The 21,508-nt window shown below is 67.0% G+C and carries 18 protein-coding genes; 6 read left to right on the top strand and 12 right to left on the bottom strand.

Going from position 1 to position 21,508, the window contains the following annotated elements:
• Positions 1–36 precede the first annotated feature (36 nt).
• Entirely contained in the window at positions 37–1,983 is a 1,947-nt protein-coding gene (locus AC5P5W_RS04260) for an EAL domain-containing protein (protein WP_142234632.1), read from the top strand.
• Here AC5P5W_RS04260 and AC5P5W_RS04255 read toward each other — a convergent pair.
• Positions 1,980–2,591 (bottom strand): TetR/AcrR family transcriptional regulator, encoded by a 612-nt coding sequence (locus AC5P5W_RS04255; RefSeq protein ID WP_014646907.1) that lies wholly within the window; start codon positions 2,589–2,591, stop codon positions 1,980–1,982. The two genes, AC5P5W_RS04260 and AC5P5W_RS04255, sit on opposite strands and share 4 nt — an antisense overlap.
• 104 nt (positions 2,592–2,695) lie before the next feature.
• On the opposite strand from AC5P5W_RS04255, the gene AC5P5W_RS04250 reads away from it, so the two are divergent.
• Both AC5P5W_RS04250 and AC5P5W_RS04245 read left to right on the top strand, forming a co-directional pair.
• Positions 2,696–3,772 carry an MBL fold metallo-hydrolase gene (locus AC5P5W_RS04250; RefSeq protein ID WP_197574372.1) on the top strand — a complete coding sequence of 359 codons (1,077 nt, stop codon included), beginning with the start codon at positions 2,696–2,698 and terminating at the stop codon, positions 3,770–3,772.
• A 166-nt stretch (positions 3,773–3,938) separates the two neighbouring features.
• Entirely contained in the window at positions 3,939–7,058 is a 3,120-nt protein-coding gene (locus tag AC5P5W_RS04245; protein WP_495220854.1) for a galactose-binding domain-containing protein, read from the top strand.
• A 59-nt stretch (positions 7,059–7,117) separates the two neighbouring features.
• Here the strand turns inward: AC5P5W_RS04245 and AC5P5W_RS04240 are convergent, their stop codons facing one another.
• The 9 genes from AC5P5W_RS04240 to AC5P5W_RS04200 form a co-directional block, all read right to left on the bottom strand.
• A complete protein-coding gene (locus AC5P5W_RS04240) occupies positions 7,118–8,095 on the bottom strand; it encodes an ABC transporter substrate-binding protein (RefSeq protein WP_111206783.1) in 978 nt (325 codons plus the stop codon).
• 16 nt (positions 8,096–8,111) lie between these two features.
• Positions 8,112–9,857, bottom strand: a complete 1,746-nt coding sequence (locus AC5P5W_RS04235; protein WP_495220853.1) for an amino acid ABC transporter permease/ATP-binding protein — start codon at positions 9,855–9,857, stop codon at positions 8,112–8,114.
• Positions 9,854–10,405: a GNAT family N-acetyltransferase gene (locus AC5P5W_RS04230; RefSeq protein ID WP_014646902.1), complete on the bottom strand. Its 552-nt coding sequence runs from the start codon at positions 10,403–10,405 to the stop codon at positions 9,854–9,856. The genes AC5P5W_RS04235 and AC5P5W_RS04230 overlap by 4 nt, the downstream gene beginning before the upstream one ends.
• The gene (locus AC5P5W_RS04225; RefSeq protein ID WP_197574371.1) at positions 10,402–11,622 is read right to left on the bottom strand and encodes an amidohydrolase; all 1,221 of its coding nucleotides are present in this window, start codon (positions 11,620–11,622) and stop codon (positions 10,402–10,404) included. The genes AC5P5W_RS04230 and AC5P5W_RS04225 overlap by 4 nt, the downstream gene beginning before the upstream one ends.
• Before the next feature lie 4 nt (positions 11,623–11,626).
• The gene (locus tag AC5P5W_RS04220) at positions 11,627–12,970 is read right to left on the bottom strand and encodes an NtaA/DmoA family FMN-dependent monooxygenase (protein ID WP_197574370.1); all 1,344 of its coding nucleotides are present in this window, start codon (positions 12,968–12,970) and stop codon (positions 11,627–11,629) included.
• An 18-nt stretch (positions 12,971–12,988) separates the two neighbouring features.
• Positions 12,989–13,966, bottom strand: a complete 978-nt coding sequence (locus AC5P5W_RS04215; RefSeq protein WP_197574369.1) for an MsnO8 family LLM class oxidoreductase — start codon at positions 13,964–13,966, stop codon at positions 12,989–12,991.
• Positions 13,967–13,980: 14 nt separating this feature from the next.
• Positions 13,981–14,343 (bottom strand): DUF3088 family protein, encoded by a 363-nt coding sequence (locus AC5P5W_RS04210; RefSeq protein WP_197574368.1) that lies wholly within the window; start codon positions 14,341–14,343, stop codon positions 13,981–13,983.
• A 157-nt stretch (positions 14,344–14,500) separates the two neighbouring features.
• On the bottom strand, positions 14,501–15,082 hold the full coding sequence (msuE, locus tag AC5P5W_RS04205) for an FMN reductase (RefSeq protein WP_032960012.1): 582 nt from the start codon (positions 15,080–15,082) through the stop codon (positions 14,501–14,503).
• A gap of 117 nt (positions 15,083–15,199) precedes the next feature.
• Positions 15,200–17,776 (bottom strand): TonB-dependent receptor plug domain-containing protein, encoded by a 2,577-nt coding sequence (locus AC5P5W_RS04200; RefSeq protein WP_111206781.1) that lies wholly within the window; start codon positions 17,774–17,776, stop codon positions 15,200–15,202.
• A gap of 328 nt (positions 17,777–18,104) precedes the next feature.
• Between AC5P5W_RS04200 and ftrA the strand changes: the two genes are divergently transcribed.
• The 3 genes from ftrA (at position 18,105) to AC5P5W_RS04185 (ending at position 20,210) form a co-directional block, all read left to right on the top strand.
• Positions 18,105–19,106, top strand: a complete 1,002-nt coding sequence (ftrA, locus tag AC5P5W_RS04195) for a transcriptional regulator FtrA (RefSeq protein WP_014646895.1) — start codon at positions 18,105–18,107, stop codon at positions 19,104–19,106.
• 94 nt (positions 19,107–19,200) lie between these two features.
• Positions 19,201–19,635 carry a BLUF domain-containing protein gene (locus tag AC5P5W_RS04190; RefSeq protein WP_049440768.1) on the top strand — a complete coding sequence of 145 codons (435 nt, stop codon included), beginning with the start codon at positions 19,201–19,203 and terminating at the stop codon, positions 19,633–19,635.
• A gap of 107 nt (positions 19,636–19,742) precedes the next feature.
• Positions 19,743–20,210: a chemotaxis protein CheW gene (locus AC5P5W_RS04185; protein ID WP_197574367.1), complete on the top strand. Its 468-nt coding sequence runs from the start codon at positions 19,743–19,745 to the stop codon at positions 20,208–20,210.
• Positions 20,211–20,221: 11 nt separating this feature from the next.
• On the opposite strand, the gene AC5P5W_RS04180 is transcribed toward AC5P5W_RS04185, so the two are convergent.
• Both AC5P5W_RS04180 and AC5P5W_RS04175 read right to left on the bottom strand, forming a co-directional pair.
• Positions 20,222–20,722 (bottom strand): hypothetical protein, encoded by a 501-nt coding sequence (locus AC5P5W_RS04180; protein ID WP_014646892.1) that lies wholly within the window; start codon positions 20,720–20,722, stop codon positions 20,222–20,224.
• Positions 20,723–20,814: 92 nt separating this feature from the next.
• Positions 20,815–21,402: a TetR/AcrR family transcriptional regulator gene (locus AC5P5W_RS04175; protein ID WP_014646891.1), complete on the bottom strand. Its 588-nt coding sequence runs from the start codon at positions 21,400–21,402 to the stop codon at positions 20,815–20,817.
• Positions 21,403–21,508: the final 106 nt, after the last annotated feature.

Here is a 21,508-nt window from a genome sequence, read left to right as displayed (position 1 = left end):
TCGTCACTGGCCGTCGGTCACAGGCGGGAACCTGCTATGGATGCGCTTTCACGGGTCTCGGCCCAGGTCCTGGACAGCGCCCTGCCCAGCCTGCCGCTGTACCTGCTGCAGGCCACGGCGGTGATCGGCATGATCGGCGTGCTGCTGATCGCCACCCGTCGCGCCGGGCACGCCATTGAAGGACGGCGCCTGTATGTCGGCGTAGCGCTGGGCCTGATCTACCTGTTCAATTCCTGGTTCGTGGCCCGTTACACCCAGGGTGTGGTCAAGCTGCACCTCGGCTTCGACATCCTGCTGGTCAGTGGCCTGCTCGGTGGCTGGCGCGGCGGCTTGGCCTGCCTGGCCGCCGCCCTGCTCGCCCGCTACCAGTTCGTCGGCACCCAGTTCTTCCTGCCTGCCAGCCTCGAGGCCGTGTTGCAGATGGTGGCCGGCGTCTGGCTGCGCAGGCGCCTGCACCCGCGCATGCTCAACGAACTCTCGCCACGCATGATCCTGCAGGCGTGGTCCGTGCGTATCGGGATGACCGCTCTGGGCCTGGCGCTGGGTGTGGCGATCATTGGGGCCGATCAACTACCGGTGGCCGAACTGGCGATCCAGCGCGTGCTGGCACTGCCGGTCTCGCTGCTGGTACTCGGCGCAGTGTTCGCGCTGGTCTACAACGATGCCCAGATCGATGCGCAGCGCCAGCGCGAACAGGCGTGGCTGCGCATCGATCCGATCAGCGGCCTGCCCAACATGCGTGCGCTCGGTGAACGCCTGCAGCGGTACTGGCGCGACAACGACGGCATCGGCAAGGCCTGCCTGATCGTGGCCGAGATGGGCAACCTGCGCGATCTGCGCCTGCGCTACGGGCCATTGCAGGACAACGGCCTGTGGCAGCGCGATACACCGGCCGACGTCCACCGGTTGCTGCCATCGCTGGCGGTGGACGACGTGGAGGTCTACCAGTTCGGTGATGCCGCGCTGGCGATCCTGGTGCGCGGCATGACCTTGTCCGAACTGCGCATACAACCGCAGATCACCGAGCTGGCCAGCAACCTGGCCGATCGGGTCGGCCGCGATTGGCCTGGCTTCCGGCCACTGTTCCGTTGTGCGGTGGTTGAATTGAAGCCCCCCGTTGATGCCGACGAAGGACATCTTCCGTTCCGCGCGATCACCGTGGCACTGAGCGCGATCGAATCCGGCGTCGTGTTCTTCGACGACCCGATCCAGCGCGACGGCGAGATCGACGCCCTGATCGAATTCGCCCTCGAACGCTGGCTGCAGCAGGGCGACGCACCGCTGTGCTACCAGCCCAAGCATCGCCTGCAGGACCGCCAGCTGGTCGGCGCCGAAGCGCTGCTGCGCATGCGCGATGGCGAAGGCCGGCCGATCGCACCGATGCGGGTGATCTCGCTGCTGCGCCGGCAGGGCCGGCTGGCAGACCTGGAATGGGCCACGCTGCAGTCGGCGGTGCACTTCCTGCAGCACTGCCGGCAGGACGGCGCGGCGCTGACCATCGCAGTCAATGTGTCAGCCGAATCCCTGCGCCTGCCCGACTTCGGCCTGCGCCTGCAGGAACTGCTGCAGCTGCGCGACATCCCCGGCGCGATGCTGCGCCTGGAAATCGTCGAGTGGACCGAAATCGTCGAGCGCGATGTGGTCGATGCCAACATCGCACAGCTGATGGCCGCCGGAGTCACCCTGTCGCTGGATGATTTCGGCGCGGGCTATTCGACCCTGATCCTGCTTTCGCAGCTGGCCATCGCCGAGGTCAAGATCGAGCAGGCGTTGATCGCCACGCTGTCCGACGCCAAGTCGCAGTCGATCGTTCGCTTCATCGTCGAAGTCGCGCACCGCTGCGGCGCGATCGTGGTGGCCGAGGGTACCGAGACCCTGGCCCAGGAACAGAAGCTGCGCGCACTCGGGGTGGATGTCGGCCAGGGCTACCTGTACTCGGCGGCGCTGCCGGCCGACGAGTTCCGTCGCTTCGCCGCCAGCTAGACCGCGTAGAAACCCAGGAACATGGCCACCGCCGATTCGGCGACGCGTGCGCGTTCCTGCGCGGTCAATGGTGGCTGCCCCATCGTCACCTGCGGCCAGAACGCGAAGCTCTTCACCAGCCCATGCAGCTGGTGGCCGGCGAATTCCGGATCAACCTCTCGCAACCGGCCATCGGCGATCGCTGCGCGGATCCACGCACTCTCGCCACTTTCCTTCTCGCCCATGCGGCAGACGATGGCCTGCGCCCGCTCCGGTGAGTGGATGACCTCGGCCATCGCCACCCGTGCCAGGTCGATGAAGTTGGCATCGCTGAGCAGTTCCAGCTTCTGGCCCAGCAACTGCAGCAGCTGCGCCTGCAACGGCTGGTCCGCGCGATACGGCAGTGCGTCGCTGGCCACGCTGCGTTCCCACAGCTCCTCCAGGATCATAGAAAACAGCGCTTCCTTGCTCGGGAAGTGGTTGTAGACGGTGCGCTTGGAGACCCCGGCCACCTCGGCGATGCGGTCCATGCTGGTCGCCTCGTAGCCCGATGCACGGAACTCCTCCACCGCCGCGCGCACGATGGCCTCGCGTTTGCGGTCGGTCAGGCGTTGTGGGGCACGGGGCATGGCGGAGACCGGATAGCTGAACGGACGCCACCATTTTACACCCAGTAGTGTACTTTTGAAAAATGCGAAACTACACTGTGCAGTGTACCCAGCGGACGTCACCCATGAAGCGCCTGCTCCTTGTCCTCCTGCTTGGAATCCTCGCCGTGACCGCCTACACCTTCTGCAAGTCCTGGTCCCTCCCCGACTTCCCCGATTCGCCGCAGTACCGCGACGGCAAGTTCCGCAATGCCCTGCCCCGTCCGGCGATGGGCCTGCGCGACGGTGCGGAGATCTGGTGGACGTTCCTGTTCAACAAGCCCAAGGGCACCGTGCCAGCCCACCCGATTCCGGTGCAGCCGCTGGACCGCGCCTCCCTGGATGCTGCGCCGGATCGCAGCCTGTTCCGGCTTGGGCACTCCACGATCCTGCTGAAGCTGCGTGGCCAGTACTGGCTGACCGACCCGGTGTTCTCCGAGCGCGCCTCACCAGTGCAGTGGATGGGGCCGGCGCGCTTCCACGCACCGCCGATCAGCATCGACGAACTGCCGCCCATCGCCGGCGTGATCCTCTCGCACGACCACTATGACCATCTCGACCATGCCGCGGTAATGCAGCTGGCCGGCAAGACCGCGCGCTTCATCGCACCGCTCGGCGTCGGCGACCAGCTGATTGCATGGGGTGTGGACGCCAGCAAGGTGGAACAGCTGGACTGGTGGCAGTCGACTGAAGCCAGTGGCCTGCGCTTGACCGCGACCCCGGGCCAGCACTTCTCCGGCCGCGGGCTGGGTGACAGCGACCGCAGCCTGTGGGCGTCATGGGTGATCCAGGACGGCGACTTCCGCATCTTCTTCAGCGGCGACACCGGCTACTTCGATGGCTTCAAGGCCATCGGCGAGAAGTACGGACCGTTCGACCTGACCATGATCGAGACCGGCGCCTACGATCCGCGCTGGGCGTTCGTGCACATGCAACCGGAACAGACCCTGCAGGCGCACCTGGACCTGCGCGGAAAGTGGCTGCTGCCGATCCACAACGGCACCTTCGATCTGGCCCTGCACGCATGGCAGCAGCCGTTCGAGCGCATCACGGCATTGGCGGCCGCAAAGAATGTGCCGGTGGCCACGCCGATGATGGGCGAAGCACTGGACATGCAGGCGCCGCAGGCGGGTACGCGATGGTGGGAGACGGTGGAGCTTTAGCGGGGGATGCCGTTTGACCTGCCGGAAGCCATGTAGAGCCGAGCCATGCTCGGCTGCGTCAACCACGGAAGCGGCCTGCGGCGCTGCAGTGCGTCATGTAACCGATTACATCCCTTGCTAGCGTAGCGTTCGCCCGATTCCGGTCGAACCTGCGAGGCTGTCTGTAATGACGTTGCGCGCCGAACGCTCCAAGGTCTCCCGCTCAGCTATCCCATGGCGATCTGCCGCCGCCCTGCTGTTGGCCGCCCTGGCCTCCAGCGCACAGGCACAGACCCTCCCCCCGCGCAACCAATGGCAGGCCAGCAGTTCCTCGCAGCAGGTACCGGCGATGGCGATCGGCCACCTGATCGACGGCGACCCGAAGACCGTGACCGGCGGCGCCTTCAGCCCCGGCCACTGGTTCCAGATCGATCTGGGCGCGCCCACCCTGCTGGCCGGTGCGCGCCTTACCTGGGATGTCTCCAATCCGGAAGGCTATTCACTGCAGACCTCGCTGGACGGCACGCAGTGGCAGACCGCGTACACGATGGCCGATTCGCTGGGCGACGTGGAAACGCTGTACTTCGCGCCGCGGCAGGCACGCTACCTGCGGCTGGCCAGCCCGCAGCGCACCTCCGATTGGGGCGTGTCGATCTTCGAGATGGAGCCACTGGACAGCACGCTCAGCGCACGCATCAGCGGTATCGATGCAACGCAGGCAGCGGCGCTCTGGCAAGGGGGCGGCACCGTCGCGATGCCGGCCGGGGCAAATGGATCCCATACGTTCGAGATCACGCTGCCGCGGGCCCAATCAACGGCTGGCCTGGTCGTCGACTGGGCCGATGGCGCGCGCGGCGCCGCGCGACTGCAGGTGCAGGATGCACAGGGCCGTTGGCAGGACCTCGCACACGATGCACAAGCGGCCAATCATCGACAAAGCTGGCTGGCCGCCACTGCAGCACAACCGTTACGTACATTCCGCCTGAGCGTGGACGGCGCTGCACCGCAGATCGCGCGCCTGCGCCTGCTCGGCCCGAAGGCCGTGATGACGCCGATGAAGCGCTACCAGATCGCTGCCAGCGGCGCGCAGCGTGCGCTGTTCCCGGCGTCGCTGCAGATGCAGCAGACTTATTGGACGGCCGTCGGTGTGCACGCAGGACGACAGAAATCGATCTTCGACGAGTACGGCAATCTTGAAGCCTTCAAGGGCGCGCCGTTGGTGCAGCCGATCTGGCGCAATGCCGATGGCCAAACCGCCGGCGCCGCCGCGCAGGCCATGCAGCATGCCCTGCGCGACGGCTGGAAGCCGATGCCCTCCGCTACGTGGTCACCGCAGCCCGGGCTGGAGTTGCGCAGCGAGGTATTCGCCATCGAGCGCAACGGCCAGCCGGTAACGTTCCTGCGTCATCGCCTGCACAACACCGGAAAAACCCGGATCGACGGCACGCTCAGCCTGGTCGTGCGCCCGATGCAGATGAACCCGCCATGGCAGAACGGCGGGCTGTCGCCGATCCGCGATGTGGCCATCGACAGGCAATCCGTGCGCATCAATGGCCGCACGCTGCTGCAGTCGCTCACGCCAGTGGCTGCGTCCGGCGCGGCGCCGTTCGGCAGGGATGGCGCCACGGAAATCACCGCGGACATCGCTGCCGGCCAACTGCCTTCCGCGCAACAGGCGCATGATGACCAGGGTCTTGCCTCGGCTGCGTTGGACTACCGCGTCTCGTTGGCGCCGGGAACCAGCGATGCCATCGTGGTCGCGTTCCCGTTGGGCACCGCCGCCGCGGATGCCAATGGCGTGCTGCCCGAAGCGCCTGCGTTGGATCTGGCCACGCTTCCCCGCGATGCCAATGCGGCGTTCGATTCACTGGCCACGCAGGCGTCCGCGGACTGGCAGGCACGGCTGGGCCAGGTCGGCCTGCGCCTGCCCGATCCATCACTGGTGGACATGCTGCGCGCGCAGGCCGCCTACATGCTGATCAACCAGACCGGCCCGGCGATGCAGCCCGGCCCGCGCAACTACAACCGCTCCTTCATCCGCGACGGCATGGCCACATCGGCCGTGCTGCTGCGCATGGGCGAGGCCAAGGTCGCGCGCGACTACCTGGCCTGGTACAGCGAACACGGCGTACATGCCAACGGCCTGGTCTCGCCGATCCTCAATGACGATGGCAGCGTCAACACCGGCTTCGGTTCGGACATCGAGTACGACAGCCAGGGCCAGTACGTGGCGCTGGTCGCCGACGTTGCACGGCTGGATGGCGGACCCGAGTCGGTGCGTGACTACCTGCCGAAGGTGAAGGCCGCGCTGCACTTCCTGCAGGAACTGCGCGAGCGCACGCTGGTGCCCGGATACAAGGCTGACCAGCCTGCCCCGGAACGCTTTGCGGGCATCCTTGCACCATCGATCAGCCATGAGGGCTATCCATCACCCACCCACAGCTACTTGGATGACTATTGGGGCCTGAAGGGGTGGCACGACGGCGCGTGGCTGGCCGAGGCACTGGGCGACCACGAAACCGCCCGTTGGGCGCGCGAGCAGTACAAAGCGCTGTACGACGCATTGCGTGCCTCGATCCGCGCAACGATGGCGTGGAAGGGCATCGACTTCATTCCGTCATCGGCCGATCTTGGCGATGGTGACCCCACCGGCGTGTCGATCGCCCTGGACCCGACCGGCGCGCAGAGCGTGTTGCCGGCAGATGCGTTGCGGACCACCTTCGCCCGCTACCTGGAAGACGTGCGCAAGCGCAGCCAGCCCGGTGCGCTGTATGCCTACACGCCGTACGAGATCCGCAACGTGCTGAGCTATGTGCACCTGGGCCAGCCAGACGTGGCTGACGAGCTGCTGCAGGGCCTGCTTCATGACCGGCGCCCGCTTGAATGGCAGGTGCTGGCCGAAGTAGTGCATTCACGGCTGCGCTTCCCGCGCTACCTCGGCGACATGCCGCATACCTGGATCGGCGCCGAATACGGCCGCACCCTGTTCGGCATGCTGATGCGCGAAGACGATGATGCGCTCTCGCTGCTGCCGGGCACACCGCCCTCGTGGGTGGCGGGGGATGGATTGGCGGTGGAACGCCTGCCGACGGCGTATGGCACGTTGCAGATGCAGGCGCGGCAGCGCGACGGGGTGCTGACGGTGGGGCTTGGCAAAGGGCTGCGCGGCGGAACGGCGGTGAAAGTCTGGTGGCCGGCGCGCACGATGCCGAAGACGGTGCGTGTGGACGGACGCAGCGTTTCCGACTTCGACGCCGAGGGCGTGCGCCTGGCGAAACCGTTCAGAACGCTGGAGGCGCGTTGGTAAAGCAGCCGAGCATGGCTCGGCTCTACAAAAGCGGAGGTCGCGCCGGGCCACGCCCGGTGTCATTGCAACGTCGGCAATCCCGGCGGGTTGGTCTGCGACTGCGGCACGGCTTCCTCGGCCACGTTCCACCGTTTCAGCGCCTGCGCGTAGGTGCCACTGGCGATCTGGGTGTTCAGCGCCTGCGTCACTGCATCAGCCAGGCCGCTGCCCTTGCGCGTGGTCACCGAGATCGCCGCAGCGTTCGGCCAGCCACCGGGGAACAGGCCGACGCGCCGCACCTTACCGTCGCGTGCGGAATAGGCGCCGGTGGCGTTGGGCTCGAACGACACATCGGCGCGGCCGGTGATCACCGCCAGCCGCCCGACCACGGCGTCATCGAAGTACTGGTACTCCACCGGTTTCAATCCCGCCGCGATGTTCTGCTGGTCCCACTGCCGCAGGATCTGGTCCTGGTTGGTGCTGGCACCCACCACCACCTTCAGCCCGGCCACATCGGCCGGCTTCTCGATCTTCTGGATCGGCCCGTCTGCGCGCGTGTAGATGCCCAGCAGGTCGAAACGGTAGCTGGAGAAATCGAACTTCTTCTTGCGCTCTTCGGTAACCGTCACGTTCGACAGCACCGCATCGTACTTGCCTGATTCCAGACCCAGCGGCCAGTCGGCCCAGGCCACCGGCACGATCACCAGCTTCAGGCCCAGCGCATCGGCGATCAGGCGCGCGATGTCGGGCTCGATGCCCACAACGTCCTTGCTGTCGGCCCCGTAGTCGGCCAGCGGCAGCTGCCCTGGATGGGTGGCCACGGTGAAGGACCCGGGCGTGACGAAGCGATACCCCGAGGGGATCAATGCCTGCGCCTCTGGATCGAACGTGCCTTTCAACACCGCCGTGTTCGCACCGGCCAGGCTGGTCGCGGCCACGGCGCCGGCATCCGGTGCCTGCCGCACGCGCGAATAGACAATGCCGGTGATGCCGATGACCAGCACGCCCACGATCAACAGGGTGCTGCGCGAGGGACGACGCGGTGCTGCAGGGCTCATGGTGTTCCTTTCTCGGTTACAGGGTCTTGGCCAGGAAATCGGCGGTGCGCTGCTGGCGCGGGCGTTCGAACAGCACCTCGGGCGTGCCCTGCTCGATCACCCGGCCCTGGTCCATCATCACCACGTGGTCGGCTACGCGGCGGGCGAAGCTCAGCTCATGGGTGACGATCACCAGCGTGGTGCCGGAGCGGGCCAGCTCCTCGATCACGCTCAGCACCTCGGCCACCAGTTCCGGGTCCAGCGCCGACGTCGGTTCGTCGAACAGCAGCACCTTCGGCTGCAGGGCCAGCGCGCGGGCAATCGCGATGCGCTGCTGCTGGCCACCGGACAGCTGGCGCGGGAAGGCATCGGCCTTGTCGGCCAGGCCGACCCGTTCCAGCAGCGTGCGCGCCTGCTGCTCGGCCTGCGCGCGCGGCACGCCACGCACCGCGATCGGTGCCTCGATGATGTTCTCCAGCGCGGTCAGGTGCGGGAACAGGTTGAAGCCCTGGAACACCATGCCCACTTCTGCACGGCGGCGTCGGATCTCGCGCTCGGGCAGCTCGTACAGGGTGTCGCCCTCGCGGCGGTAGCCGATCAGCTGGCCGCCGACAGTCACGTAACCGCCGTCGGCGCGTTCCAGGTGGTTGATCAGCCGCAGCAGCGTGGACTTGCCGGCGCCCGAAGGGCCGATCAGCACGGTCACGCTGCCGGCGCGCAGGTCCAGGTTCACGTCTTCCAGCACCGGCTGGTCGCCAAACACCTTGCCTACGCCATGCAGCGACACCGCCGCGCCCTCGCCCGCTTCAACCTGGGTGGCGATACGCGGGCGGCTTGCTACGTGCGGTGCGGCTTCGCCCTGCACACGCGGGGGCGATGACACCCGCGACACCGAGCGCTCGCGCTGCAGCTGGCCGCGCGCGAAGCGTTGCTCCACGCGCCGCTGCAACAGCGACAGCACGGTAAGGATCACCAGGTACCAGACCGTGGCCACCATCAGCAGCGGCACCACTTCCAGATTGCGGCGGTAGATCACCTGCACGGTGTAGAACAGCTCCGGCAGCGCCAGCACGTAGACCACCGAGGTGCTCTTGGCCAGGCCGATCACATCGTTGAACGCGGCCGGCAGGATCGAACGCATCGCCTGCGGCAGGATGATGCGGCGCACCTGGCGGCCACGCGGCAGGCCAAGTGCCGCTGCCGCCTCGTACTGGCCATGGTCGACCGAGAGGATGCCACCACGGATCACTTCGGCCGAGAACGCGGCCTGATTCAAGGTGAGGCCCAGCACTGCGGCGGTGAACACGCCGATCAGCTGCGTGGTCGGGTACGAGAACAGGCTGATGCCGGTGAACGGCACGCCCAGCTCGATGGTGCTGTACAGGTAGCCCAGGTTGTTCAGCAGCAGCAACAGCACCAGCAGCGGGATCGAACGGAACAGCCATACATAGCCCCACGACACCGCCGACAGCAGCGGCGAGCCGGACACGCGGGCCAACGCCAGCAAGGTGCCCAGCGCGAAACCGAGGCCAGTACCGAGTGCGGTCAGCAGCAGCGTGCGACCCAGGCCTTCCAGCACCGGGCGCGCGAAGAACCACTCGGCGAACGTGCCCCAGCCCCAGCGCGGATTGCCCAGCACCGATTGCAGCCCGATCAGGATCAACGCCAACGCCAGAAGGGTTCCGACCACCTGCAGCGGATGCCGGGCCGGCACGATCTTCAACGCCGGTGCTGGCGCGGGGGGTGCGGCAATGCCATCCAGCGCAGTCGAAGGCGTGCTCATGCGTGGGCTCCGTGCAGCACGGTCTGCGACGGCGAAAGCACTGGCGCCGGCGCACGTAGATGCTTCTCGAACGGCAGATGCGCGATGGTTTCCGGGTCGGCCTGCAGGTCGAACAGCGCGGTATAGCCGTGGCTGAGGTACAGGCCGACGGCTTCAGGCTGGCGGAAGCCGGTGGTCAGGAACACCCGACGGTACCCTTGCCGCGCCGCCTGGTCTTCCAGTTCCTGAAGCACGCGACGCGCGATGCCCTGCCTGCGCAGCCCGGGCAGCGTCCAGATGCGTTTGAATTCGGCGGTGTCCGGATCGCGGTGCGGCATGAAGGCGCCGCCGGAGATCGCCACACCATCGCGCAGCAGCAGCACGAACGCGCCTACCGGCGCCGCGAAGGCCTGCGCCGGATAGCGTTGCAGCTCCTCGCGGGCGCTGCCGCCGATGCGTCGGCGCACGTCGGCGTAACGGCTGTCGTACTCCTGCTCCAGGCCATCGAACAGCGGCCGCGCCAATGGATCATCCACCGAGGTATAGAGGAAGCGTTCGTTGCTGCTCATGCCACGTCCTTCACCAGATAGTCTTCGGCCAGTCGCGCCCATAGGCTGGCGGCCGGTGCGATGGCCGCGTCGTTGAACACATAGCGCGGGCTGTGCAACGGTGCGCTGTCGCCGTTGCCGACGAACACGAAACTCCCGGGCCGTGCCTGCAACAGGAAAGCGAAGTCCTCGCTGGCGGTGCGCGGCGCGAACTCCGGCACCACCTGTTCGTGGCCGAAGCCCTGCACCGCCACGTCGCGGATGTAGGCGGTCTGCTGCGGGTGGTTGATCACGCTGGGGAAGCCACGCGGGAACTCGATTTCGGCGCGTGCCCCGAAAGCGGCAGCGGTCTGCTCGGCAATCCCGGTCACCCGGCGGCGCAGCGTGTCGCGCACCTCGGGCAGGTAGGCGCGCACGGTCAGCTTCAGCTCGACCACGTCCGGAATCACATTGGCGGCCTGCCCACCGTGGATCGAACCGACGGTGACCACGCCCATCTGCCGCGGGTCGACATTGCGCGACACCACACTCTGCAATGCAGTGATGATGTGCGCGGCGACCAGGATCGGGTCCACGCTGCCCTGCGGCTCGGCACCGTGGCCGCCCTTGCCGATCACCTTCAGCCGCGCCCAGTCGACCGACGCCATCGCCGGGCCGTCGACGAAGCCGAAGTGGCCGACCGGTACGCCGGGCCAGTTGTGCAGCCCATAGATCGCATCCACCGGGAAGCGCTCGAACAGGCCGTCGGCAATCATCTTCGATGCACCCGAGCCGGTTTCCTCGGCTGGCTGGAACACCAGCTGCAAGGTGCCGTCGATAGTGCCGTGATGGGCCAGGTAATGCGCGGCGGACAACAGGATGGCGGTGTGACCATCATGGCCGCAGGCATGCATCAGGCCGTCGGTCTGGCTGGCGTAGGCCAGCCCCGAGTCTTCGTGGATCGGCAAGGCATCGATGTCCGCACGCAGCCCCAGCCGACGGCCGCCCTGCCCACGCTGCAATGTGCCGACCACGCCGGTGCCGCCAAGACCGGTGGTCACCTCATAGCCCCACTGCTGCAGCAACTCGGCCACACGGGCGCTGGTGCGGTGCTCCTCGAAGGCCAGCTCCGGGTGGCGGTGCAGGTCATGGCGGATCGCGATGGTGGCCTCGGCGCGTGCCGCGATCTCGGGCAATACGCCCGTCGTTTGGGAATCCCGCCGGGCATGGCCCGGTGCTGCCGCAGTGTCTCCGCGCATTGCCCTACCCCGCCTTCCGCGCCGGCTCGGCATCGGTCGAATGGCGGCTGGCCTTGTACGGCAGGCCCAGATGCTCGCGCAGGGTCTGCCCTTCCAGCTCGCGCTGGTGGTAGCCGCGCGCCTGCAGGATCGGCAGCACCTGGGTCACGAAATCGTCCAGGCCTTCGCGCTGTGCCGCAAAACCGAGGATGAAGCCGTCGCTGGCACCGGCATCGAACCAGCGGATCAGCTCATCGGCCACGTGCTCCGGCGTGCCGATGAAGTTCGGTCGTGGACTCACGGCTTCCAGTGCCACCTGGCGCAGGCTCAGCCCCTTCTCCCGCGCATCCTGCTTGATGCGATCGGTGGTGGAACGGAACGAGTTGCTGCCGATCTCACCCAGCTCCGGGAACGGCGCGTCCGGATCGTACTGGCTGAAATCGTGGTGATCGAAGAAGCGTCCCAGGTACGCCAGTGCATCCTCCAGCGTGGCCAGTGCGGCGATTGCCTGGTACTTGGCTTCGGCCTCTTCGACAGTACGGCCGACGATGGGGCCGATGCCCGGGAAGATCTTCACGTCGTTGCCGCTGCGGCCATGCGCGATCGCCGAGTTCTTCACCTTCTGGGTGAACGCGCGGGTTTCTTCCAGCGACGGCGAATGGGTGAACACCGCATCGGCGTACTTGCCGGCCAGCGCGATGCCATCGTCGGATGAACCGGCCTGGAAGATCACCGGCTGGCCCTGTGGCGAACGCTGGATGTTGAGCGGGCCTTCCACCTGGAAGAAGCGGCCCTTGTGGTCGAGGCGGCGGAACTTTTCCGGCGCGAAGAACGTACCGCTGTCGCGCTCGCGCACGAAGGCATCGTCATCCCAGGAATCCCACAGCCCCTGCACCACCTCCAGGTACTCGTCGGCGATCTGGTAGCGCAGTGCATGCTCGGGATGTGGGCGGCCATAATTGCGACCCGAGCCCTCCAACGGCGACGTCACCACGTTCCAGCCGGCGCGGCCGCCGCTGAGCAGATCCAGCGAGGCGAACTGGCGGGCGACGGTGAATGGGTCGCTGTAGGACGTCGACAGCGTGCCGGCCAGGCCGATCTTCTTCGTGGCCGTGGCCAGCGCCGACAGCAGCGAGATCGGCTCGAAGCGGTTGAGGAAATGCGGGATCGACTTCTCGTTGATGTACAGGCCGTCGGCCACGAAGCCGAAGGCGATGCCATTGTCTTCGGCGGTGCGAGCGATGTCGATGTAGAACTGCAGGTTGACGCTGGCATCGGCCGGGTTGGACGGGTGCTTCCAGGCATGCATGTGGCTGCCGGGGCCCTGCAGCATGATGCCGAACGGAACGTGGCGCGGGGTCGTGCTCATGGGAAACGCTCCTGCAGGTCAGGCCACCGCCGCGCGCGGCGCGGGCGACAGCAGTTCAAGGGATGTCAGGCGTGCGTCGAGGTCGGCCACCGGCGCATCGAGGATGAACTCGCCCACGCCGAAACGCCGGTGCAGCGCATCCAGTTCGCCGCGCACGTGCTGCGCATCACCGGACAGCACGCTGGGGCGCGTTTCCTCGATGCGGAAGTCGGCCACCCCCACCTGGCGCGCGTACTCGGCAGCTGCCTCGGCGCTGGGCAGGTTCACCGCCTGCCCGGGACCGAGGTGCAGCTTGTAGACGCGCAGCGCACCGATATGACGCGAAGCGGCTTCCGCAGTCGGTGCGGCGAATGCCACCGTGGCCAGCAGCGGCGGCTGCGAGGCGACGCTGCGGTAGGCGTCGAACGCGGCCTCGATGTGCTTCGGGTCACCATCGAAGTGCGCGGCGTAGACGAAGCGCCAGCCCAGTTCGGCCGCCTGCTTTGCACTCTGTGGACTTGCGCCGAGCAGGAAACGCTCCGGCGCCTGCTGCGGAAGCGGCCGCGCCAGCGCCTCGCTTTCGGCGCCGGCCAGATAACCCTCCAGGTCGCGCAGTTGCTGGTCGAAATCAGCGAACGGCGGACGCCCGGCTGCCAGCGCGGCAGTCGAGGCCGGCAGGCCGCCGGGGGCCTTGCCCACGCCCAGATCCACGCGCCCCGGCGCCAGCGCCGCCAGCAGGTTGAAGTTCTCCGCCACCTTGTACGGCGCGTAGTGGCGCAGCATCACCCCGCCACTGCCGATGCGGATGCGCCGGGTCTGCGCCAGCACCCAGGCCGCCAGCACTTCCGGTGCAGGGCTGGCCAACGTCGGTGCGGCATGGTGCTCGGCAAACCAGTAGCGGTGATAGCCCAGCTGTTCGGCGCGCTGCGCCAGCTGCAGGCTGTTGCGCAGCGCCTGCTCCGGCGAAGCGCCCTCGGCTACCGGGCTCTTGTCCAGCACGCTGATCTGATAGCTCACGGTCGCGTCCTCGCTCAGGGGTGGGCCACGGGAATGCCGAGCAATCCGTTCAGTGCGGCCAGGATCGGTTCGGCACCGGAGATGTACTGCCGGTCCTGGTGCGCGCCACTGGCCAGGTCGCTGCGTACGCCCTGCGGCAGCACCAGCTTGGGCAACGACTGGTCCTGCTCGCCGATCTCGGCGATCACCTCGCGGCGCGGCCGCGCGAAGCCGATGCGACGTACGTCCAGCTGCGCATCAAGGCCGTCGATGCTCGACAGTGCACCTTCCAGTAACAGGCTGTGCCGGCAGAAGAAGCGCTGGCCGGGAATCTGGCCGTCCTCGAACTCGCGGTCGAGCAGGAACAGGATGGGTTTGCTTGCTGCGTCGAGCTTCACTGGGGGGGTCCTCATCTGGGCCGGCAATGCGATGCCGCTTCGATATCGATGCTAGAGATGCCTGCGGCTGCGGCAGCGACGCCTGGCGACAATCGGCGGTCAGATCCGGCCATGCAGATGCAGCGTGGCCATAAGCAAAGCGCCGCCGGTTATGGCGTCAGGCGATGCGTCGCAGCGGCGCCGCTACCGCCAGCGCCTGCGTCGCCAGGTGGCCGGCCGCACGCTCGGCTGCCAGCGCGATGCGTGCCTGCAAGGCAGCACTGTTGATGTGCTCGCCGTCGAAGTCGGCAGGCGTGGCATACACCCCGATCGGCAGCGTGTGCGCCTGCAGGAAACTGAACAACGGCCGCAACTGGTGGTCGATCACCAGCGCATGGCGCTCGCTGCCACCGGTCGCCGCCAGCAGCACCGGCGTATCCACCAGCGCCTCCAGCCCGACGAAGTCGACCAGGTGCTTGAACAACCCGGGATACGAGCCGCGATAGACCGGCGCGGCCACCACCAGCAGCTCTGCGGCCTCGATGCTCTGCAGCGCCTGCTCCACCTCCGGCCCCGCCTCATCGCGCGACAACGACTGGCCCAGCGAGCGCGCGATCGGCGCCAGCTCCACCAGCTCCACGCTGGCATGCACGCGTTGCTGCAGCGACGCCAGCAGATGCCGCACCAGCAGCAACGTGCGCGATGTCGCCGAACTGGTCGGTGACCCCACCAATGCAACCACCTTCAATGCAGAAGACATGAACTGCTCCTCGATAATGCCGAACTACCTCCGGCCGCACTTCGTCTTTTGTAGAGCCGAGCCATGCTCGGCTGCTTCCCGCCTTTGTAGAGCCGAGCCATGCTCGGCTGCCCCAGATCAGAACCGGTAACTGATCCGCCCATACCAATACGCCCCGACGTTGCCCAACACGTCGCCGTTGTCCCAGGTCGTCTCGATGCTGGCCACATCGGTAGCACTGCGCGCGTACTCCGGCACCTTGCGCGTGCGCTTGTCGAACACATTGTTGATCCCCAGCGCCGCGCTCCAGCCCGCCCCCAGCTCCACGCCGCCGGACAGGTTGGTCACCAGCACCGGCGGCTGTTTGTACTCCACGCCGTTGTTCAGGCGCTTGATCGGGCCGTAGTAGGTGAAATCGACGTTCGAGCGCCAGCGCCCGTTCTGCCAGCCCAGCCCGGCTACCTGGGTGTAGCTGGGCGTGCGGAAGCGCAGCGCGTATTCGCTGCTCTTGGTCAGCAGGTTGATGTTCGGCAGCCCCTGCAGCGCCGCCGGAATGTCGCTCACCTTCTGGATGGTGGTACGGCCGACGTTGGCCGCGTAGCTCCAGCGCAGCTTGCCCCACGCAGTGTCCTGGTTGGCTTCCAGGGTCAGCTCGACACCGCGCGTGCGGGTATTGCCCACATTGGTGAAGTAGCTGGCGTAGAACGCATCACCCGGCAGGATGCTGATGCCGGCCGAACCCAGCAGCGCATCGATGGTGTTCTTCTGCGCCGCGCTCAACACCGTACCGCTGTTGTCGGTGATGCGCGCCGGATCCTGCGCGTTGTAGCCGATCTGGCTGGACTGGCCCAGCTGGCCACGGATGTCGATCTGGTACGCATCCACGGCCAGATGGAATGCAGGGCTCGGGTCCCAGGTCACGCCCAGGCTGTAGTTGGTGGCTTTCTCGGGCTTCAGCGGCGTGGCACCCAGCGCAACCGCCGCCGGTGAAGACACCTGCGCCACCAGCGTGGTCCCGCACGGGCAGCTGCCCGTGGCCTGGTAGAACTGTGCGCCCAGGCTGGGCGCATGGAAGCCGTTGCTGACCGTCGCGCGTACACCCAACGCGTCGGTGAAGTCGAAGCGCGTGGTCAGGCGGCCAGTGGACACGCTGCCGAAGTCGGAATGATCTTCCCAGCGCGCCGCCGCATCCAGATACCAGCGCGAGGTGATGTTGCTGGCCGCGCCCACATAGACCGCCTTGCTGTTGCGCGTCGCCTTCGCCGCATCGGCTGTGGAGTAGCCCACGAACGCCGCGGCACCGAAGCCGGTGTACGACTCCCACTGCCCGGCCCCGCGTTCGTACTGTTCGTGCTGGTACTCGGCGCCTGCGCTCACTTCCAGCGGCGACGCAAAGGCCGCCACCTCGAAGCCACGGCGCAGGTCGAGGTTGGCGATCCCCTGCTGGTAGTCCAGCTTGCCGTCATAGAAGTCAGTGGGCGAACCGGGATACGGCAGCGAGTAGTTCACCGAATTGCGGGTATAGGTGCGCACCGTGCTGCGGTTGCCGGTCAGGCTGGCGTCGTAATCCCAGCCCGCGATCTGCCCCTTCACGCCCGCAGTGCCGGTGTACTGCTTTTCCTTGGTCTCCAGCACCGGCAGGAAGCCATCGGGAAACACGCTCAGCACGCCGGGTGCCTTGTAGGTGGTGAAGATGGTCGCCGGCAGGCGGAAGTTCTGGATCGCCTGCGCGGTGCGGTCACTGGCCGTGGCGTTGGCGTAGAACTGCGCGCTCTCGCCCAGGCCATGGCCTGCATTCACTGCGAAAGCCTTCAACGCGTACGACGGCGAACTGAGGATGGTGTTGGCCTCGGCATCGCGGTTGGCCTCGGCCGGGTTCGGCGATGCACCCGTCGGCAAGCGATTGTTCGGGCGCAGTGCGACCCGGTTGCCGTTGGCATCTACTGCCGGATAGCTCAGGTAGCCATCGATGTAGCGACGGGTGCGGATCGCGTGGTGCTGCCGCGTGTTCTCGCCGGACAGGTTGACGAAGCCATCCTGGCCCCACGGCAGGCCGACATTGGCGCGCACGCTGGTACGCGAACCATCACCATCGATGCTCTGCCCGCTCTCCACCGACACATCGCCACCGTGCGCCTGCGATTTCAGGATCACGTTGACCACGCCGGTGATCGCGTCCGAGCCATAGATGGCCGACGCACCATCGCGCAGCACTTCCACGTGGTCGATGGCCGAGACCGGAATCAACGCCAGGTCGGCCCAGGCGTGGCCCGGAAAGCCACCACCGTTTGCGCCACTCACGTAAGCGCTGGCATTGCGGCGCTTGCCGTTCACCAGCACCAGCGTGTAGCCCGGCGACAGGTTGCGCAGCTGGTAGCCACGGATCAGGCTCTCCTGGTCGCTCTGGTAGCCGCCGATCTGGCTCAGCGACGGCAGGCTGCGCTGCAGCGCTTCCAGCAGGTTGCCCTGCCCGGTCGCGGCGAGGTCCTCTGCAGAGATCACATCGATGGGCGTGGAACTGTTCTTCACCGTGCGCGTGCTGGTGCGTGAGCCGGTGACCACCACCGCATCCAGCGTGGACGCTGCCACGTTGGCTGTCGCGGCGGTGGCAGCAGGATCTGCGTCTGCTTCAGCCGCATGGCTGGGCGAGGCGGCAAGGATGGCTGTGATCAGAACAGCGAGAGTGCTCAGGACAGGGGCGTGGGCGGCAGGCATGGGGGCTCGTGGGGGGGCCGGAAACACGCTTCCATTCAAGGGCCTGTTCACCTGGTGCGACAGGCACGATCGCGTCACCCAGCCGTAACATCCGGCCACCCACATGACCGCTGGTAATGACGTTAGGCGGCGCACACGCACAGGGTCCCCCACGGAGTCGGATCCCTTTCCATAGGAAAGGGCTCTGACCCCACGCACGCCTCCCCACCACGGGGTCAGAGCCCTTCCTGCGGAAGGGATCCGACCCCGGTTCCCATATGCCCGCCCGGCATCACCTCATGCCCGCGCATCACGCAACGCCACGCACCGCCACCCGTAGCATCAAGCCATGCCCAGCCCACCCGCCGATCCCACCGCGCCGCTCGTTGCCATCGTCGCCTGCCACGGCCAGGGGCTGTTCGAGTTCGGCTGCGCGGTTGGCCTGTTCGCGCCGGTGCGGCCGGAACTCGGCGTGGCCTGGTACCGCACCCAGCTGTGCGCGGGCGAACCCGGTGCGCTGCGCATGCTCGGCAATGCGCAGGTGCAGCTTCCCTACGATCTCAGCGCGGTTGATGACGCCGACATCATCGTCATTCCCGGTTGGCGCGAACCCAGCGAGCGCCCACCGCAGGCACTGCTCGATGCACTGATCCGTGCCCACGCACGTGGCGCGCGCATCGCCTCGATCTGCTCCGGTGCCTTCGTGCTGGCCTGGGCCGGGCTGCTCGATGGCCGCCAGGCCACCACCCACTGGCGCCTCACCGAAGCGCTGGCACGCGAGTTCCCACGCATCGATGTGCGCGAGGATGCGCTGTACGTGGATACCGGCAGCATCATCACTTCGGCCGGCTCGGCCACCGGCATGGACATGATGCTGCACATGGTGCGCAAGGATTACGGCGCGCGCGTGGCCAACCTGGTGGCCGAACGGCTGGTCCTGGCACCGTGGCGTGATGCCGGGCGCAGCCAGCGCGTCAGCCGCGCCATTCCCCACGGCGAGCCCACCCGCTTGGCAAAGCTGATGGAATGGATGCGCCGCAACCTGCGCGAGCCCCACTCGCTGGGCAGCCTCGCCGAGCAGGCCGCGCTCAGCCAACGCACGCTGCAGCGGCAGTTCCTGGACGCCACCGGCCTGTCGCCGATCGACTGGCTGATCCGCGAGCGCGTGGCTTTCGCGCGCGAGCTGCTGGAAACCACTGACCGGCCGCTGCAGTGGATTGCAGAACAGGCCGGCTTTGGTTCGCAGGAATCGTTCCGTCGGCACTTCCGCGGTCAGGTCGACGCGAGCCCTACCGAGTACCGCAGCCAGCATCGCGGCGGTCTCGGTGCCGACCGGTTGGTGGGCTGTTGATCCAGTGCGCGGAGCCAATCGCGGCGTGAGCAAAGCCTCACGACGGTCCGGGCTTGCGTGCGTATAGTGACGTGCGTCACAAGAAGCCCCTTCCATGCTCCATGCATTTGCTTACTCCAGCCGCATGTCGGCTGAGCTGTCCAATCAAGCCCTCCACCAGATCGTCTCGCAATCTGCCACGTTCAATCGCCGGGTGGACGTTACCGGTGCGCTGATCGTCGACGGGCAGCGGTTTTTCCAGTACATCGAAGGCCCGCCCGACGCCTTGGAAGCAGTCAAGCGCCGCATCCATGACAGCCGCTCGCATTCTGCCGTCGTGCCGGTACTGGACATGGCCATCAGCGCGCGTGCCGTTCCGTACTGGGCAATGACCCACATCGAGACCGGGCAGATCGTGGTGTCCGGCCTGGTGAATGCGCGCTGGGACGAGTTCGGCCACTCCATTCCGGGCATGGACCAGCTCGTCGGCCTGCTGCGTCCGCATTTTCCACGCGTCGGCACCGTCGGCGCGCCACGCGCAGCCGCCTGATAGACACTGAACCATCGCCTTGCACGCGCACGCCGACGCGGCCGCGCGTTGCGTCCAGGCGTCATCATCCAGATCTCCTTTCCCATCGTCTTCGCCACGCCCATCGCATGCCCGTACCCGCCCACCCTGCAACGGAAACACGCGCATCGCCTGCCGACCTGTTCGAGATCGTCGTCGTGCGTGCAGGTACCGTCCTGTTCGCCATCGACATCCAGGCTGCGGTCGAAATCCGCGGTCCGGAGGCATTCGGCCCTGCAGACCGCAACGGCAGGCCTACCCTGGATGTCCGTGGGCAGCCATTACCCGTCGTCGACCTGCGCCGCATGAGCGGCCAACCGGCATTCGAGGGTGGCAGCCCGGCCATGCTGCTGATCAACGCCGGCACCGCAACCCTGGCGCTGGCCGTGGACGAAGTGCTGGAGATCGAGACGCCGGACGCGAGCGCGAACACCCCCGAGCCTGCAGCGGGCCAATCGTTCTGCTTCTGCAGCCGGCACATTCAACTCGATCCGGCGCGCTCGGCTGCACTGATCGAAACGGCGGCACTGCTGGGCGCACTTGCCGCGCCGGGGTGACCGGCGGCGTCTCAGGATCGTCCTGCAAAGGCACGGTTTCGCAGCCTCCAGCACTGCGCGGCAAAGCCGATCACGAACACCACCAGGCAGGCCAGCAGCGTGTGCAGCACCACCGGGGCCATCGGTGCCGCCGCAATCGGATGCGCTGCCGGCAGGCGGGTCAGCGTTTCGTTGACGCCGGGCACCAACGAGAGCAGGAAGCTGAACGACAGTGCGAAGGTCGACAGGTAACGCGCGGCGCGCCCCAGCCAGCGCAGCCGCGCGGCCAGCACGCCGCCGAATGCCACCAGCAGCACGATCACCCCGAATGCGTGGCCGGGGTTGATCCCGCCCGTGCTGGACACGGTGAACGAGGTGGCCACCGATAGCACCAGCCCCACCAGGTACAGCTTGCCCGCGCGCGTGGCGGGATCGATTGCGCGATGGCGAATGAAGGCATACAGGCCACTCAACACCGGGATCAGGCTGACAGCGGTATGGATCACGCCAAGTGTGGACAGAGGGTGGGACATGGGACATCTCCAGGGACAAAATGAACCTACTAGTAGGTAGGCATTGGACTCAAAAAGAAGGCCCGCGTCGCCGCAGGCCCACCACACATCTCTCAGGACGCCGCGCTCACCCGCGCGATCGCCAACCGCGCCAGTGCCGCGAAGGTCGCCGCATCACCGAAACCGCGCGCGGCCAGCATCGCGCCGTGCACCGATGACATGAACGCCTTGGCCTCATCGGCCGCCGAGCCCTGCAACTGCAGTTGGCCCATCGAAACGCCCTTCTCCAGCGTCACTGCCAGCCAGCCGCTCAGGTCCTCGAAATGGCCGCGCACTTCCTCAGCGATCTCTGCCGGAATCATCGGCGCTTCGGCGGCCAGCATCGCGCAGATGCAGAACGAGGACGTACCCCCTGCAATGCAGCTGGACCAGTACTCCACATAGGCGTTGAGCTCCTGCAGCGGATCGGCCAACTGCCGGTCCAGCAGCGCCAGGCCTTCGCGCGCCTCGGCCCGGTACAGCTCGACCACCGTGCGCACCAGCTCCGCCTTGCTGGGGAAGTGGTGATGGATGCTGGCCTTGCTGATGTTCACCCGCGCCGACACGTCGGCGTAGCTGAAGCCGTTGTAGCCACCGGCTTCCAGCAGCGCACGGGCATGGGCCAGGATTTCCTGGGCCTTGGGCGAGAGCGATTCCTTCATGGTAATAAACCTACTAGTAGGTAGACATCCTGTCAACCCCTCTCTGCTGCACCCGCCAGGCATCATTCCCGGCAGAGCCGGCCGCTGGCAACGTGACCTTCGATTG

The sequence above is a fragment of the Stenotrophomonas sp. YJH_SMC_123 genome (assembly GCF_059368215.1).
Note: the sequence above shows the minus strand (reverse complement) of the source record. Positions and strands in the feature narration are given on the sequence as shown.

Excerpts from the sequence above, each read along its gene's own strand:
- ftrA (WP_014646895.1), top strand. The coding sequence starts at position 18,105 with ATGCCCAGCCCACCCGCCGATCCCACCGCGCCGCTCGTTGCCATCGTC.
- AC5P5W_RS04260 (WP_142234632.1), top strand. The coding sequence starts at position 37 with ATGGATGCGCTTTCACGGGTCTCGGCCCAGGTCCTGGACAGCGCCCTG.
- AC5P5W_RS04240 (WP_111206783.1), bottom strand. The coding sequence starts at position 8,095 with ATGAGCCCTGCAGCACCGCGTCGTCCCTCGCGCAGCACCCTGTTGATC.
- AC5P5W_RS04200 (WP_111206781.1), bottom strand. The coding sequence starts at position 17,776 with ATGCCTGCCGCCCACGCCCCTGTCCTGAGCACTCTCGCTGTTCTGATC.
- msuE (WP_032960012.1), bottom strand. The coding sequence starts at position 15,082 with ATGTCTTCTGCATTGAAGGTGGTTGCATTGGTGGGGTCACCGACCAGT.
- AC5P5W_RS04230 (WP_014646902.1), bottom strand. The coding sequence starts at position 10,405 with ATGAGCAGCAACGAACGCTTCCTCTATACCTCGGTGGATGATCCATTG.
- AC5P5W_RS04225 (WP_197574371.1), bottom strand. The coding sequence starts at position 11,622 with ATGCGCGGAGACACTGCGGCAGCACCGGGCCATGCCCGGCGGGATTCC.
- AC5P5W_RS04190 (WP_049440768.1), top strand. The coding sequence starts at position 19,201 with ATGCTCCATGCATTTGCTTACTCCAGCCGCATGTCGGCTGAGCTGTCC.
- AC5P5W_RS04235 (WP_495220853.1), bottom strand. The coding sequence starts at position 9,857 with ATGAGCACGCCTTCGACTGCGCTGGATGGCATTGCCGCACCCCCCGCG.
- AC5P5W_RS04180 (WP_014646892.1), bottom strand. The coding sequence starts at position 20,722 with ATGTCCCACCCTCTGTCCACACTTGGCGTGATCCATACCGCTGTCAGC.
- AC5P5W_RS04185 (WP_197574367.1), top strand. The coding sequence starts at position 19,743 with ATGCCCGTACCCGCCCACCCTGCAACGGAAACACGCGCATCGCCTGCC.
- AC5P5W_RS04175 (WP_014646891.1), bottom strand. The coding sequence starts at position 21,402 with ATGAAGGAATCGCTCTCGCCCAAGGCCCAGGAAATCCTGGCCCATGCC.
- AC5P5W_RS04220 (WP_197574370.1), bottom strand. The coding sequence starts at position 12,970 with ATGAGCACGACCCCGCGCCACGTTCCGTTCGGCATCATGCTGCAGGGC.
- AC5P5W_RS04250 (WP_197574372.1), top strand. The coding sequence starts at position 2,696 with ATGAAGCGCCTGCTCCTTGTCCTCCTGCTTGGAATCCTCGCCGTGACC.
- AC5P5W_RS04255 (WP_014646907.1), bottom strand. The coding sequence starts at position 2,591 with ATGCCCCGTGCCCCACAACGCCTGACCGACCGCAAACGCGAGGCCATC.
- AC5P5W_RS04245 (WP_495220854.1), top strand. The coding sequence starts at position 3,939 with ATGACGTTGCGCGCCGAACGCTCCAAGGTCTCCCGCTCAGCTATCCCA.